The organism is Marinobacter sp. ANT_B65 (genome assembly GCF_002407605.1).
Lineage (GTDB): Bacteria > Pseudomonadota > Gammaproteobacteria > Pseudomonadales > Oleiphilaceae > Marinobacter.
The window spans coordinates 667,669-682,753 of record NZ_NXGV01000001.1; the positions used below are offsets into that span (position 1 = coordinate 667,669).

At 53.5% G+C, this 15,085-nt stretch carries 15 protein-coding genes; 7 read left to right on the forward strand and 8 right to left on the reverse strand.

The annotated features are described in order from the left end of the window. Nucleotides 1–38 precede the first annotated feature (38 nt). A complete protein-coding gene (gene putA, locus CPA50_RS03230; protein WP_096781023.1) occupies nucleotides 39–3,668 on the forward strand; it encodes a bifunctional proline dehydrogenase/L-glutamate gamma-semialdehyde dehydrogenase PutA in 3,630 nt (1,209 codons plus the stop codon). A gap of 34 nt (nucleotides 3,669–3,702) precedes the next feature. Here the strand turns inward: putA and CPA50_RS03235 are convergent, their stop codons facing one another. Continuing rightward, the gene (locus tag CPA50_RS03235) at nucleotides 3,703–4,392 is read right to left on the reverse strand and encodes a lytic transglycosylase domain-containing protein (RefSeq protein ID WP_096781024.1); all 690 of its coding nucleotides are present in this window, start codon (nucleotides 4,390–4,392) and stop codon (nucleotides 3,703–3,705) included. Between the two features lie 190 nt (nucleotides 4,393–4,582). Then, nucleotides 4,583–4,759 (reverse strand): DUF1328 domain-containing protein, encoded by a 177-nt coding sequence (locus CPA50_RS03240; protein WP_096781025.1) that lies wholly within the window; start codon nucleotides 4,757–4,759, stop codon nucleotides 4,583–4,585. 249 nt (nucleotides 4,760–5,008) lie between these two features. Here CPA50_RS03240 and CPA50_RS03245 point away from each other — a divergent pair, with 249 nt between their 5' ends. The 5 genes from CPA50_RS03245 to mtgA all read left to right on the forward strand — a co-directional run bounded on the left by CPA50_RS03245 (nucleotide 5,009) and on the right by mtgA (nucleotide 8,480). Beyond that, a complete protein-coding gene (locus CPA50_RS03245; protein WP_227519472.1) occupies nucleotides 5,009–5,485 on the forward strand; it encodes a hypothetical protein in 477 nt (158 codons plus the stop codon). A 26-nt stretch (nucleotides 5,486–5,511) separates the two neighbouring features. After that, a complete protein-coding gene (locus tag CPA50_RS03250; RefSeq protein ID WP_096781026.1) occupies nucleotides 5,512–5,748 on the forward strand; it encodes a TIGR02647 family protein in 237 nt (78 codons plus the stop codon). A 129-nt stretch (nucleotides 5,749–5,877) separates the two neighbouring features. Beyond that, nucleotides 5,878–6,765 carry a DMT family transporter gene (locus CPA50_RS03255; protein WP_096781027.1) on the forward strand — a complete coding sequence of 296 codons (888 nt, stop codon included), beginning with the start codon at nucleotides 5,878–5,880 and terminating at the stop codon, nucleotides 6,763–6,765. Nucleotides 6,766–6,874: 109 nt separating this feature from the next. Beyond that, a complete protein-coding gene (locus CPA50_RS03260; RefSeq protein ID WP_096781028.1) occupies nucleotides 6,875–7,777 on the forward strand; it encodes a diacylglycerol/lipid kinase family protein in 903 nt (300 codons plus the stop codon). Nucleotides 7,778–7,784: 7 nt separating this feature from the next. Beyond that, the gene (gene mtgA, locus CPA50_RS03265) at nucleotides 7,785–8,480 is read left to right on the forward strand and encodes a monofunctional biosynthetic peptidoglycan transglycosylase (protein WP_096781029.1); all 696 of its coding nucleotides are present in this window, start codon (nucleotides 7,785–7,787) and stop codon (nucleotides 8,478–8,480) included. Between the two features lie 19 nt (nucleotides 8,481–8,499). Here the strand turns inward: mtgA and CPA50_RS03270 are convergent, their stop codons facing one another. The 6 genes from CPA50_RS03270 to CPA50_RS03295 all read right to left on the reverse strand — a co-directional run bounded on the left by CPA50_RS03270 (nucleotide 8,500) and on the right by CPA50_RS03295 (nucleotide 14,382). Then, nucleotides 8,500–10,182, reverse strand: coding sequence for a GMC family oxidoreductase (locus tag CPA50_RS03270; protein ID WP_413772152.1), 1,683 nt, complete (start codon nucleotides 10,180–10,182; stop codon nucleotides 8,500–8,502). 28 nt (nucleotides 10,183–10,210) lie between these two features. Then, the gene (locus CPA50_RS03275) at nucleotides 10,211–10,996 is read right to left on the reverse strand and encodes a ZIP family metal transporter (RefSeq protein WP_096781031.1); all 786 of its coding nucleotides are present in this window, start codon (nucleotides 10,994–10,996) and stop codon (nucleotides 10,211–10,213) included. A gap of 63 nt (nucleotides 10,997–11,059) precedes the next feature. Beyond that, complete coding sequence (locus CPA50_RS03280; RefSeq protein WP_227519473.1) at nucleotides 11,060–11,560, reverse strand: hypothetical protein; 501 nt, start codon at nucleotides 11,558–11,560, stop codon at nucleotides 11,060–11,062. 58 nt (nucleotides 11,561–11,618) lie between these two features. Continuing rightward, a complete protein-coding gene (locus CPA50_RS03285) occupies nucleotides 11,619–12,287 on the reverse strand; it encodes a hypothetical protein (protein WP_096781033.1) in 669 nt (222 codons plus the stop codon). Between the two features lie 204 nt (nucleotides 12,288–12,491). Next, a complete protein-coding gene (locus CPA50_RS03290; protein ID WP_096781034.1) occupies nucleotides 12,492–13,298 on the reverse strand; it encodes a DUF1338 domain-containing protein in 807 nt (268 codons plus the stop codon). After that, entirely contained in the window at nucleotides 13,288–14,382 is a 1,095-nt protein-coding gene (locus CPA50_RS03295; protein ID WP_096781035.1) for an arginine N-succinyltransferase, read from the reverse strand. Before CPA50_RS03295 ends, CPA50_RS03290 begins: the two co-directional genes overlap by 11 nt. A gap of 116 nt (nucleotides 14,383–14,498) precedes the next feature. On the opposite strand from CPA50_RS03295, the gene CPA50_RS03300 reads away from it, so the two are divergent. Beyond that, nucleotides 14,499–14,927, forward strand: a complete 429-nt coding sequence (locus tag CPA50_RS03300; RefSeq protein ID WP_096781036.1) for an Lrp/AsnC family transcriptional regulator — start codon at nucleotides 14,499–14,501, stop codon at nucleotides 14,925–14,927. Nucleotides 14,928–15,085: the final 158 nt, after the last annotated feature.

The following is a 15,085-nucleotide window of genomic DNA, read 5'->3' on the forward strand; positions in this document are numbered from 1 at the left end:
AGGCAAACAACTGAGCAAACAACCGAGAGAGTGCAGCTATGTTAGCGCAGCAATCAGTGACTCCCGAAATTTCTGAAAGCCGGCAGGCGATTCGTGATTATTATCTCGAAGATGAACATAAAGTGATTCATGAGTTGATTGCTGACGCTCGGTTGTCCCGCGAAGAGCGTGAAGCAATATCCGCCAGGGCCGCAGACCTGGTGCGTAGCGTTCGTGCAAACGCGAAATCCACGATCATGGAAAAGTTCCTTGCGGAATATGGCCTCACCACCAAAGAGGGTGTTGCGTTAATGTGCCTGGCAGAGGCGCTGTTGCGTGTGCCGGATAACACAACCATTCATGCTCTGATTGAAGACAAGATTACCTCCGGTAACTGGAGTGCTCACGTTGGCAAGGCGACGTCATCGTTTATCAATTCCACAACCGTTGCGCTGTTGATGACGAGCAACCTGTTGAAAGATTCTGAGCGTCACACGATAGGGGATACGTTGCGAAAGCTGGTCAAGCGCCTTGGTGAGCCGGTGGTTCGCACAGTTGCAGGCCAGGCCATGAAGGAAATGGGACGGCAGTTTGTTCTGGGCCGTAACATCGAAGAGGCACAGAGTGAAGCCAGCTCCTATATGGCCAAGGGGTACACCTATTCGTACGACATGCTTGGCGAAGCCGCACGTACAGATGCCGATGCCCGTCGTTATTTTGAATCCTATTCCAATGCCATCGATAGCATTGCCAAAAACTGCAAAGGCGATGTTCGGAAAAATCCGGGGATTTCCGTCAAACTCTCTGCACTACTGGCCCGTTACGAGTATGGCCAAAAAGAACGAGTGATGACCGAGCTGTTACCCCGGGCCCTGAAGCTGGCCAAAAAAGCAGCGGCGGCGAATATGGGGTTCAATATTGATGCCGAGGAACAGGATCGCCTCGATCTGTCTCTGGATGTCATTGAAGGCCTTCTGTCTGATCCGGAGCTTGCAGGCTGGGACGGCTTTGGCGTGGTTGTTCAGGCTTTCGCCAAACGCGCTTCCCATACCATTGACTGGTTGTACGCACTCTCCGAAAAGCTCGATCGCCGTATCATGATTCGCCTGGTGAAGGGCGCTTACTGGGATGCTGAGATCAAGCGCGCCCAGGTAATGGGGTTGACTGATTTCCCGGTGTTTACGCGTAAGGCGTGCAGTGATGTTTCCTACCTTTCATGCGCCAGGAAGCTTGTGCGCATGAGCGATCGTATATACCCGCAGTTTGCTACACATAACGCCCATTCTGTTTCTGCAATTCTGGAACTGGCCAAAAGTGCTGGTCTGAAAAATTACGAGTTCCAGCGTCTTCATGGTATGGGAGAATCGCTGCATAACCAGGTTCTCGAAGAGAGCGGTGTTCCCTGCAGAATATACGCGCCTGTTGGCAAACATAGCGATCTGCTGGCTTATCTTGTACGCCGGTTGCTTGAAAACGGAGCTAACAGTTCCTTTGTTAACCAGATTGTAGACACGAGCATAACTCCTGAAGACATTGCCAGGGATCCCATTGATGTCGTTCAGGAGCTGGGTGACAACCTTTCCAGCAAACTCATTGTTCGCCCGGAGAACCTTTTTGGGGCCAATCGCCGTAACTCCAAAGGATGGGATATTACCGATCCGGTGACGGTAGAGAGAGTCAATGAGGGCCGTGGGGAATTTCGCAGCTATCGTTGGGTGGGTGGCCCGCTCATTGCTGCGGATATCAAGGGTACTGAAGTGCTGGAAGTCAGGAACCCGGCGAATCCAGACGATCTGGTCGGGCATATTACCCAGGCTGATGAAGCTGATGTGTCTGCCGCTATTGGCGCCGCACAGCAAGGTTTTACAAGCTGGTCCGCTGTGCCGGTGGAAGAGCGCGCAGCCTGTGTTCGTAAAGTTGGGGACCTGCTGGAGGAAAACTCCCATGAGCTGTTTGCTCTGACAACCCGGGAAGCGGGTAAATCCCTGCTGGATGCCATTGCTGAAATTCGCGAGGCTGTAGATTTTTCACAGTTCTACGCTAATGAAGCCCTGCGCTACAAAGACAGCGGTGAAGCCCGCGGTGTTATCTGCTGTATTTCACCCTGGAACTTCCCGCTGGCAATCTTTGCCGGCCAGATCCTTGCCAACCTGGCTGCGGGCAACGTAGTTGTTGCCAAACCAGCGGAGCAAACGTCGCTCCTGGCCGCTCGTGCTGTTGAACTGATGCACGAAGCCGGGATCCCCAAAGACGCGATACAGCTTCTGCCAGGCTCCGGCGCTACAGTGGGAACCGCACTCACTTCTGACTCCCGGGTAGCTGGTGTGTGCTTCACTGGTTCTACCGCCACTGCCCAGCGTATCAACAAGGTTATGGCAGAAAACATGGCTCCGGATGCACCATTGGTGGCTGAAACCGGTGGCCTGAACGCCATGATTGTTGATTCAACGGCCCTGCCTGAGCAGGTAGTCCGGGATGTGCTGGCTTCATCATTCCAGAGCGCTGGCCAGCGTTGTTCGGCGCTGCGCATGCTGTATGTGCAAACGGATATTGCTGACCACTTGCTGGAAATGCTCTACGGCGCCATGGAGGAGCTTGGGATTGGTGATCCCTGGGCACTTTCCACAGACGTGGGCCCGGTCATTGACGAAGCAGCGCGGAAAAAGATCGCAGATCACTGTGAGATGTTTGAACAAAAAGGCCTCCTGCTCAAAAAACTTCCCGTGCCGGAAAAAGGCCTGTTTGTCTCACCCGCTGTGCTGAAAGTCAGCGGAATAGAAGATATGGAAGAAGAAATTTTCGGGCCGGTACTGCACGTGGCGACCTTTGAGGCCAAAGACATCGATAAGGTTGTCGATTCGATAAACGCCAAAGGCTACGGGCTGACGTTCGGTATCCATAGCCGGGTTGATAATCGGGTGGACCGGATCTCAAGCCGCATCAAGGTTGGCAATACTTATGTTAACCGCAACCAGATTGGTGCGATCGTCGGATCTCAGCCGTTTGGTGGTGAGGGCCTTTCCGGAACTGGCCCCAAGGCTGGTGGTCCGCAGTATGTTCGTCGTTTCCTCAAAGGCGCTGCAGCTGAGCGCCCGGCTGATCCCGGTAGTAAAGCGATCGATGGCAAGAAGCTGGAAGAGCTGATCGGCAGTCTGGATAAACGCAAAGTTCTCGCCCCGGAAGCAAGAATAGAAGCCCTGGAGCCGGTTTTCGGTATGGTTCCCGAGCCGTTGGATGCCCATACCGAAGAATTGCCGGGGCCAACGGGTGAGCTTAACAGACTATCCAATCACGCCCGCGGACTCGTATTGTGCCTTGGGCCGGATAAAGAAACAGCATTGGCACAGGCGGCCATGGCATTGTCCCAGGGCAACAAGGCAGTGGTTATAGCTCCGGGCATTACTGACACTGTGAGCCGCGCTGAGAAAGCCGGGCTGCCAGTCGTGGGAACTGAAGGCAACCTTGAGCCGGACGCACTGGCCACGGCGAGAGGCTTTGAAGCAGTGGTAAGCTGCGCTGAACAGCCACTCCTGAAAAAGTACCGCCTGGCTCTGGCCAGGCGTGATGGAGCCTTACTACCGCTGATTACCGAACACACTCTTGATCAGCGTTATGTGATTGAGCGTCATCTTTGTGTGGATACAACTGCAGCGGGAGGCAATGCCAGTCTTATTGCAGCATCGGAGTAAAGCGGACTGCCCCAGGGATGGGGCGGTTTACTGATCAGTTACCGGCATACCGTTCACGCAGTATGTCTACTCGCTCAACGTAAGCTTTGGTTTCAGCATAGGGAGGGACTCCGCCGTAACGGCTGACGGCTCCCGGGCCAGCGTTATAGGCTGCGGTTGCAAGCCGGGTATCACCCTTGAAGCGCTTCAGCATTTTCGCCAGGTAGGTAACCCCTCCACGGATGTTGTCTGCTGCTACCATGGCATTCTGGACACCAACTTCCAGAGCCGTTCCCGGCATCAGTTGCATAAGCCCCTGCGCACCCACTGGAGATACTGCTTTCTCGTTGAATGCAGATTCTGCATGAATTACCGCGCGTACCAGCGCGGGGTCAACGCCATGCTCTTCGGCTGCAGTTTTGATTTCTGTGTCGTAGCGGCCAGAGAACAGTGGTGTTGTCCTCCAGTTAACACTAGAGTCCGGGTTGCAGGCGTAGCAGTAGAAGCTGATGACGTCGAAATCTGCTACAGAAGGCCGGGTTCCGCTGTAAGCAACAATGCCGTTATCGTCTTTGTAGCGGAACACAGTCTCGTTTTTGCTGGAGGCGCGCCCCGAGTTGTTGCTCTTAACGTTGGTATATTCAACGCTCCCATCAGGGTGCACTATTCTCTTGATGCTATCTGCCGTAGCCGGCGTAGAGAGCCAGATCAATAAAGTCAGTGCGATATATCGGGGGCGTATCATTTGTGACTCACGGAAAGCTCAATCTCAACAGTCGTGTTGCTGCGCATTCTAAACGCAGGCTGTTGAAATTATACGGCGTCACCGCACAGAAATGACATTATGTCTTGTCGGAGAAATGTTACCGGGAAGGGCAGGCCCGGGCATGTCGCAGATGCCCGGGCTGAAACACTGCTTTGCTTCACACAAAGTGCTAGATTTTGGGCCCCCGTCCGCGTAATGCATTGGCGACCAGAGAAATTACAAGCAGAACGAGAAAGATAAAGAAAAGTACTTTGGCGATGCCTGCCGCTGTTCCGGCAATGCCCCCAAAACCAAGGACACCCGCAATAATAGCGACGATAAAGCAAACTACAGCCCAATAAAGCATAATCTTTCCTCCTTAACTGGATTCCATTTCAACGTGGCACACGCGACGTCAATGCACAAATTCCAGCTATGCCAGCAACACGCTCAGGGCAGTTTTTTACTGTTTTTTTGATTTTTAAAGTTTTGTTTTTATTGATATAAGTCGACTTTATTGACAGCTAGTTACACTTTTATAAGGTAAGCTCAAAGCCGTGATATTGTAATCGTTGCGCTACTGCTATTCTTGAAGAGTGCAGCCTAGGAGTAATTTATGGTCCTTAAGCATACAATCGGTGTTCTGTTTGCTCTGGTTTCCTGCGCGTTTACAGCGCCTCTGCAGGCAGAATCAACTGATTCGGCGGTAGAAAGGCTCAGGCAGGAAAGCCAGGAGCTTGGCGAGGCATTGCGGGAATACGGTGTGGACCAGAAGGACCAGGCAGAAGACTCAATTAACCGGACGCTCACCGCACTTGATAAGCGGATTGCCGAGCTTGAGCAAGAGCTTTCGGAAAACTGGGATGATATGAGCAATACTGCGCGGGAACGCTCGCAGGATAGCCTGGCCTCTTTGCGCGAACAGCGCGAGCGGGTTCAGGGCTGGTATAACGAGCTCAAGGCGAGCTCTGCGTCAGCATGGGAACGGGCCAGGAAAGGCTTCTCGGACGCGTATGAAACACTTTCCGAACAGTGGAATGAAACTGAGCGGGATTTGACCCTTGATGATTACAAAAAATCTGAAAGTATCTGACCACTAAAAACATACAAGGAATCACAATGCCATTTTCTCCAGATCATATTGCCGAGCTTAACCTGCTGTCACAGTTTGAATCCTCCTCTGGCCAGGCAGGTATCAAAGTGCACCGGCACGATGCGGCGCCCGAAACCGTTGAGGCCGCAGAGCGGCTTTTTGCCAAAGGCCTGATTACCCGGGATGACGGCGGCTACCTCACACCTCTTGGCAGCGAGGCTGTGGAGTTGACCCAGAAGCTACAATCCATAATCACAAGCTGATTGCGCACTTGTTCTGATTCCCGGTGCCATCTGTAATGGTTGTCAGGTCGGGTGTCTGTATCTGTTCCGCATGCAAGTTGGACTCTAAACTGACTGACGTTTCAGATACCTGACCCCGGCAGCTTCCTTATGCAATCTTTGTTCTATTCATTTTTCGTCCCCGCTCTGTTTGTCTGGTTATGGAGCACCGGCTTTATTGGTGCCAAGTATGGCTTGCCCTATGCGGAGCCGTTTACCCTCCTGTTGATCCGCATGCTCCTGACGCTCGTGCTGCTTCTTGGACTGGCCTGGCTGCTCAAAACCCGCTGGCCGGGATGGAGGGCTGCGGGACACCTCGCTGTGACAGGGTTGCTGGTTCACGGCTGTTATCTTGGAGGTACCTATTACGCTATCCAGGGCGAGATGCCTGCCGGCATAGTGTCTTTGGTGGTGGGCCTGCAACCTCTGGTGACAGCAGGTGCGGCGGTTCTTGTTCTTAAAGAATCCGTCTCTGGCAGGCAGTGGCTGGGGTTAGGGTTAGGGTTGCTGGGTGTAACTCTGGTTTTGATTGAGAAGTTTGGGGGCGATAGCCCGGGGTCGGGCTTTCCGATCTGGACACTTGCCTGGGCCTTGCTTGCCCTGACCGGTATTTCCATTGGTACTGTATATCAGAAGCGCCATGGCACCGGTGCAGATCTTGTGGCTGGAACCATTATTCAGTATGGCGCCGCTGCATTGTTTTTTGCCGCTGGTGCGCTGCTGCTGGAAACCCGTGAGGTAGTCTGGTCAGTACAGTTACAGCTTTCCCTCGCGTGGCTGGTTCTGGGTGTTTCCATCGGTGCGATACTGCTACTGATGTGGTTGATTCGCCGTGGTGCGGCTTCCCAGGTTGCCAGCCTGTTCTATCTGGTTCCCCCGGTAACGGCTCTGGAAGCTTTCTGGCTGTTCGATGAACGGTTGGGCTTGCTGGCGATGACCGGCGGAATTATTTCTATTGCCGGGGTTGCTCTTGTGGTTTCAAACAGGCGCCCCGGTTAAGGCTTTCTCCCTGTGTCATGATCGTAACATCAGTAGAGATTTGTTTGAGGTATCTTGAAGGCGATTGTTTTCCTGAGCATCCGCGGGCAGATACAGGGATAAATATGATATGACCTATTGGCTGGTTGCAAACCCAGGTGCAGGCGATTGCCAGAAGGGCCGGGAGTTCTGGCTTGAAAAACTGGAAAATGCCGGCATCAGTGATCCCGAGTGTTGTGATTTCGGGGGAAAGGCGTGGGAGGCGCAGGTACAGCCGGGTGATGTTGTCATGGTTGCCGGCGGCGACGGTTCGGTCAACTCCGGTGCTCGTTTATGCCTTGAACGCAATGCAACACTGGCTGTATTGCCATCGGGTACTGCAAATGACTTCGCCCGTAACCTCGATTTACCGGAAGAGCCCGCGTCTGTGTGCGAACTGGTCCGGCGAGGTGATACGCAGATGGTCGATGTAGCTGAGTTTGGCGACGGGTTATTCCTGAACGTCGCTCATATTGGCCTGGGAACACTTCCGGTCAGGGAGTCCCAGGGCACCACTAAAAAGTTGTTTGGCCGTTTCAGTTATGGCTTTGAGTTACTGCGCCGGGTAAATGCCAAACGGGGCTTTCATGCTGAAATCACATGTGATCAGGCATGTCTGAGCGGTCGCTGGTTATCCATAGCGGTGTCCAGTGGCGCTTTTTTTGGCGGTGGTAACGAGATTCCGCAAGCCAGGGCAGATGATGGGCTTCTGAATATCATTGCCGTAAAACCCCGGCCTTTGCTGCAACTGCTTCTTACATTTCTTATGGTTCGGTTTAGTGGTAAATCCCCGAAGCGTACCAGTACTGTTGTGCAGTTGAAGGGGAGACGCTGCGATATTCTGACATCCAGGCCCAAGACTGTAACCGTGGACGGTGACGAGGCGGGTAATACACCTTTGCACGTAGAGTGTCATAAACACTGCCTGCGTGTTATCGGCTCAACAATAGTTGGTACCGGCGAGTCTGCAACCCGGCAGTCAGAGCTCAGGTAACGCATTTATGGCCCGGAAATCGATCGTACAAGGGGTTATACGTGGGGTGGTCTGGGTGTTATTCGCTCTGGCCCTGTTATTTGCCTCTCTGCTGTTTCTGTTCCGGTATGTTAACCCGCCAACTTCTGCGTTTATTGTCAGTTACAGTCTGGCCCACCCTCGCCAGGAAGTGCAGCAGCAATGGGTCAGTTTTTCAGAGATTTCTCCGTGGATGCCGCTTGCGGTTGTTGCCAGTGAGGATCAGCGCTTTCCGGATCATTGGGGTATTGATTTTGCAGCTATTCGCAAGGCGCTGGCTGAGTATCACGCGGGTGAAGGGCTCAGAGGGGCCAGCACGATTACCCAGCAGACGGCAAAAAACCTGTTTCTCTGGAATGGTCGCAGCTTTGTTCGTAAAACACTGGAAGCCGGGCTTGCGCTTGCTGTAGACGGGGTTTGGCCGAAACGGAGGATTCTGGAGGTCTATCTCAATATCGCCGAGTTCGGCCCCGGAATATACGGTGTGGAGGCTGCGAGCCGGATCTACTTCGGTATTCCTGCCCGCCAGCTGTCTGCCGCGCAAGCTGCGCGGCTTGCGGCGGTTTTGCCTAACCCTGAAGTGCTGAGTGTTACAGAACCGTCAGCCTATGTCCGGGATAGAGTGTTCTGGATCCGTGGCCAGATGAATCAGCTTTCCGGGTTGCAGTACCTGAAGGATCTCTAGTTGTGGAAAGGCGGTCTGTTCAGACAGCCTGATCGCCGCTCAGAATCCACCCTGCCGCTTTCTCGGCAATCATTAGGGTTGGGGAGTTGGTATTGCCACTGGTAATCACGGGCATCACCCCCGCGTCTGCCACACGCAAACCCTTTACGCCTCTGACCCGCAGGTGAGAGTCCACAACGGCCATTGCATCGTCTGCCCGTCCCATGCGGGTGGTGCCCACGGGATGAAAAATCGTGGTCCCTATGTCTCCGGCCAGCCGGCTTAACTCTTCGTCGGTCTGATACTGTGTTCCAGGTTTGTATTCCTCAGGCTGATATTTTGCAAAGGCGGGCTGCCCGGCGATGCGGCGTGTTACTCGCAATGAGTCTGCCGCAACCTTCCGGTCCTCAGCAGTGCTCAGATAATTGGGAGCAATAGCTGGCGCCTCAAAAGGGTTGCTGCTGCGGATACGCACAGTGCCCCGGCTGGTAGGGTTCAGGTTGCACACGCTTGCGGTAATCGCCGGAAAGCTATGCAGTGGCTGGCCGAAAGCATCCAGGCTCAGGGGTTGGATGTGATACTGGATGTTGGCGTAGTCGTATTCTTCTGAACTGCGGGTAAACGCACACAGCTGTGAGGGAGCCATGCTCATGGGGCCAGAGCGTTTAAGCAGGTATTCGAGGCCAATCCGGGCCTTGCCTGTCAGGGAATTTGCCATGGTGTTCAGGGTGAGTGCGTTACTTACCTTGTAAACCGAGCGGATTTGCAGGTGATCCTGCAGGTTTTCACCTACGCCTGGCAAGTCTGCAACTATTGGAATATTCATCTCCTTAAGCAGATCTGATGGCCCGATTCCGGATAGTTGCAGAAGCTGGGGCGAACCGATCGAACCGGCGGAGAGAATGACTTCGCGGCTGGCCAGTGCGAGTGTTTCACTACCTGAACTGGCAGCAGCCACGCGCACTCCTGTGCACCTTGGCTGCTCTCCATCTGTGTTCATTTCCAGCCGTAAAACCTGTGTGGAATGCCAGACAGTGAGGTTGGGCCTTTTCGAGGCGTGCCGCAAAAAAGCCTTGGAGGTATTCCAGCGCCAGCCAGCACGTTGGTTTACCTCAAAATAATCCACACCTTCATTGTTGCCACGGTTGAAGTCTTTTGTGCGTGGCACGCCTGCCTGAACCGCTGCCGCCGCAAAGTCTTCAAGAACCTGCCATTTCAGGCGCTGGCGCTCCACCCGCCATTCTCCCCCATGGCCGTGGAATTGTTCATGGGAGCTATCTGTATGGTCTCCATCATCCAGGCCATAATGATCCTCATGGCGCATGAAGTCCGGCAGGCAATTGTTCCAGCTCCAGGCGTCGTCGCCGGTTATCTCCGCCCATCGGTCATAATCCCTTGCCTGACCACGGATATACAGCATGCCGTTGATGCTGGAGCAGCCGCCAAGGGTCTTGCCGCGAGGGTATATCAGTGACCGGTTGTTGAGCCCAGGCGCCGGCTCTGTGCGGAAACACCAGTCCGTGCGTGGATTATCGATACAGTAGAGATAACCCACCGGGATATGAATCCAGTGATAGTTGTCACGCCCACCGGCTTCTATCAGCAGAACCCTGTTTTCAGGGTTGGCGCTCAGGCGATTGGCAAGCAGGCAGCCGGCTGTTCCGGCTCCGGCCACTATATAGTCAAACTCAAACGGACCCGCTGTTTTGTTGTTGTCGGGCAAGGTGATTTCTCCATAGCGATTTAATGCATCAACCCAATGTGGCATCCAGAAACATCATTACAACAAAGCCTGCAAGCAGTGAGAAGGTAGCCAGCGTTTTGTAGCTGTTCCTGTGGGTTTCGGGGATAATTTCATTGCTGATAATGAAGAGCATAGCGCCGGCAGCAAAGCCCAGAGTCCATGGCATAACCGGTTCAGCCAGCCATACCATGGCAGCACCGAATACGCCTCCGATGGGTTCGGCCAGCCCTGTCAGCAGGGCAATTGTGAAGGCTCTGGCCCGGGAGTACTGAATAGCCATCAGTGAGACGGCAACGGCGAGGCCTTCGGGAATGTTCTGGATGCCGATTCCTATTGCCAGAACATAGCCGTTGCGTACATCTCCCCCGGCAAAACCAACGCCCACGGCCATCCCTTCCGGAAAGTTATGCAGGGTTATGGCAATAATAAAGAGCCAGATGCGGCGTATGTGTGAGGCGTCAGGGCCGTCAGGCCCAAGAGTAAAGTGTTCATGGGGAAGTCTCTGATGAATATAGTAAAGAGCCCCTGCACCGGATAATATCCCGAAGATCACCAGCAGTGCTGCCGCCCAGGTAGAGCCTAGCAGTGCCTCCCCATGCTCCAGCCCCGGGAGCAGCAATGAGAAAAATGAGGCTGCAAGCATCACGCCCGCAGCCCCGGCCAGCATGCTGTCCTGCAATCGGTCAGACAGGGTTTTCACGAAGAAGACCGCAAGGGCGCCAATGCCCGTGGCAAGACCCGCCAGCAGGCTGGCCAAAGCTCCAAGCCAGACGATACTGATATCAGGCGTCATAAAGGCTGGACTCTTACGGCCAGAGGTATATTTTGCGAATTTTGTAGAAACTGTTTCAAGCCGTCAGTCCGTTCTGTAGGTGGGTGCAGTTGAGCGGGATAATGTCGGTACACAGCCGACAACCTGTCTTGCCTTGGTGTTTGCGTGCAGATACCAGCGTTTTCCTGTTTCAGTAAACGTCTGCGGTGTAATACTGAATTCGGTTGTTTCCATGGTCAGGGGAATGGGTGATCCGTCTGCATGGCGGTAAACGCAGCTAACGCCAAGGGTCACCGAAGTGGCCACGGGCAGCTCTATAAAACCATCATCCCGGACCTGTGGTGTTGAGTCGCCTACACTGATAATTTTGAGGCAGGGGCCATAATGAACTCTGCTCTGATCGCGCACATACTCGCTCAGGCAATGCTGGGCACTGAGGAAAACAGTATTGTGATCGCTGGTTCCGGAGCCTGAAGGCAGATTTTCGTTGTCGGGCTCGCCGGCCGGCTTTTTATCTGACAGCGACTGACAGCCCGCCAACGTAAGAAGGCAAGCCAGCAGAAGTGTGGAAACAGGCTTCATCATTACTCCTTGTTGCGTTGAACAAATACGGGTTTGTCCGGGAACAAGGAGTTAGTCTAGCTCAGCTTGCCCGTCCGAACATCTTCTCGAAAAAGCCCGCGGAACGCACATCAGGAATTGGCAGTTGGTCCAGCTCATCCATGGCTCTGCGCCAGAAGTATTCCGGGTCGTCCAGGTCTACGACGAGAGCGCGCTCTTCGGGGCTGTAGTGGTTATGCTCTCCCTCCAGCCCTTTTTCAATAAGTGCCTGGGTCCACAGGTAAACAGCCCCCCTGACGGTTCTGAGCAGACGGGAGTAAACATCACGACTGAGATTGATAGCCAGCTCTGCACTCAGGTTGATCTGTTTTTGCAAGGTGGCCATGTCCTCTTCGTCCAGCAATAAGCGGTTGCCATCACCTTTTTTGCTGTTGACGCAGATTTTTTCCAGAGACTTGGTGCCCTCGATAAGATCGATATGCCCAAACTCAAGTTTCTGCCGGTCATCAACCACAGGAGCAGGAATCCATCCATATTGCGGCGATTTAGCGACGATATGACCGGGCAAATCAAGGCGATAGGGAGGAGCCGCATCACGATCCTGGTAGCCATCGAATTCGGAGCGTAGCCATGCAGCCATTTTCTTGTGACGCAGCATCATGGCAAGCGTGATTGCTGTCGGCATTATGTGCTCGAGCAGTTCGCCCGAATCCCGTGTGCGTTCTTCTAGGTGATTGGTGGACGCAGACATGGTTTCTCCTTGGTGGAGGCGATCTGAGTAGCCCCTCCACCACATTTTTGTTGTTGTATGGCTTCCGGCAGTTTCTGACCCGCGGTATCTGAAACTTACCCGTATCTGAAAAGTAGACAATGACGGCCGGCCGCGCCGTTGTAAAAAGGTTATCCCTTTGTAACTACGGGTAAGCGATATGTCCAGTTTGACATCATGAAGCCTTTATATACTGGAGTGGGTGCTCTCGAAAATTTTGTCTGCTGAGGCCGCAACAAAACCGTTATAGAGACTGCCGTCAGGTTTGTTGTAGCGTAGTGCGAATTCATAAAAGCAGCTGGGAATGGTGGTATCCCTGTCGCTGAATGTCACGGGAACCCGGTCGGCCATGGTCGAGGACTGTTCAAGAAGGTCCTTGGGTGATCCTTTAACTTCGCCGCCAGAAGAGTTCACTGTGAACCCTTTGTCTTTCAGAAGCTGGTTTACATCGGCGACCGTATGGAAACGCTGCAAGTGATTCACACTTACAGTGAAATGGTTGGCGCGATAGCCCCAGGCAGCGAGCCAGGCGGCATATTCGCTTTCTTCGAGCAGACTGCGATATGTGTTGTAATCCAGATTCCAGTGCCTGCCTGAGTACAGGAAATTGTCAGCTGTAACCTCTTCCTTTGTTACCCCTGCCACCAGCTTTTTTACAGTCGCCTGAAGTTCTGGCGAGCACTGTTCCGTCAGTAGCTCTGAAATGAATACTCTTGGAGCTTCCGGGTCGGCGTGCTCGTAATGCCGGGCATAGAGTTTCTTGGCTTTGAAGTGGTATTCGCCCCCTTCGCGATATCCCAGTGCAAGAAAATGCTGTGCAAGAGCGTCCAGACCAACAGGTGCCAGGTTAAACGTTCGCAGGGCTATATGGTCGTTGACGATCACCTGGTCTTGTTCGGCTCCCAGAATACTGTGGATTTGCGCAGCCGAAGGTGTCACATCGCTATAGTTTTGCCAGAGCTTCTCGAACAGGGTATTTCGATCAGTATGCATAGTTTAACTCCGTGGTCGTGTTTCGGGTGTGTGCCGGTGCCGCCTGGTTTAAAGGCAGAACACGCGCGTGGCTGCCATTATCGAGGCGCAGTTTGCCAGCAAGGGCAGGGGGAATAATCAGTGTATCCTGCCGGGCAGACACTTCGGATGTAACGACTGCCCGGAAGTTTGTTGTGCCTGTGTTCGTGATCAGAGCTGGTTTGTTTTTCTGCCCAAAATCATTGCCAGCCTCTGCATTCGTTTCATCAATTCTGACGGTGCATGCAGAAGATAATCTTACGCTGCGAATGTCGGCCAGACCACACTCAACAGTCGGCCCTCCATCAAACAGGTCGATGAAGCCATTGTGCTGAAATCCTTCGGCTTCCAGTATCCGCAAGGCTGCCCGGGTATCCTTGTGTACCTGGCTGAGAACAGCCCTTGCCTCCGGGCTCATCAGACAGGTGTAGAGCGGGTGGGAAGGCATGAGTTCGTCGATGAAGTCAGTGTAGCCCGTGCCAAGCAGGTGTGTTGCCTGGTCGAATTCCATGTCGACGAAATGTGTTCTCAGCCAGTTCCAGAACGGAGACTTGCCGGAACTGTCGGATACACCGCGCATTTCAGCAATAACCTTGTCTGAAAAGCGTTCCGAATGCTGTGCCATAAACAGGAAGCGTACCCTGGACAGCAGTTTGCCTGCATTGGCCCGACGGAACTCCGGCCGCAGATAAAGAGAGCAGATCTCGGAATAGCCGGTGTAATGATTACAGCGAGTAAGGGTTTCAACACTTCGGCGAAGGTTCAGGTCCCGGGAGTGATGGGTGACCGTATTGCGCCGGAAGTGGTAAAGCGGCAGCGTATGCCCTGCATTTGCTTCTATGCCTGTGGTGCCCAGGATATCGCCGGTTATCTCATCCTCCAGAACGAACAGGTAGTGCTCGTCAGCCGGACGGGTAACGCTGCGCTCAAAACTGGCCGTGGAATGGGCGATCTTTTGCGCCAGAGCCTCCCGGTCGGGCATGAGGGAAGTGAACCCCGGGCCGGATTCACTGGCAATTTTATACAGAGTGTCCAGATCTGTGTCGGTAATCGGGCGAATGATCATTGGCTGCAACCTGGCGTTGTTTCGGGACAGTATGAAGCTATGCGCTGGCAGATTGCAGATGCATTTTGCGCGAAATAGCCTATGATTTTTACATATTGAATAACCAGGTGAGCAAAATGATCGGAAACAAAGACGAACAGCTGCTTATGCTGCTGCGCCGGAACGCCAGAACCAGTATTACGGATATAGCCAAAGCCCTGAATATGTCGCGCTCAACGGTGCAAAACCGCATTGCCCGTCTGGAAAGCAGCGGTGTGATTACAGGATATTCCGTGCAGTTAGGTGGGGCCTTTTCGTCCAGCCAGGTGGAGGCTCATGTTTCGATAAAAGTTGCCCAGAAGCTGACTGCGCGAACAAATTCCGCGCTTGAGGGAATCAGCCAGGTGTCTCAGTTGTTCTCGGTAAGTGGTGAATACGACCTCATAGCAATCGTTGAGGCACAGTCTCTGGAGGGGCTCAGTGCCATATTGGACGAGATTGGTAATCTCGAAGGTGTTGAGCGCACTAATTCCGCGGTTGTTCTGGAAACCCGCTTTCGGCGTTAACGCTTTCCAGAGCCATTAGCTCTGCCTTGGGTATCAGGAACCCAACATGCCCGTGTAGGCACTATAAAAGAAAACTGCTGAACCGAGCAGAATAATGCCCCAGGCTGGAAAAATCAGGAAAGAGCGAGTCGACTGTCTCATGGTGATCTCCTATGAGT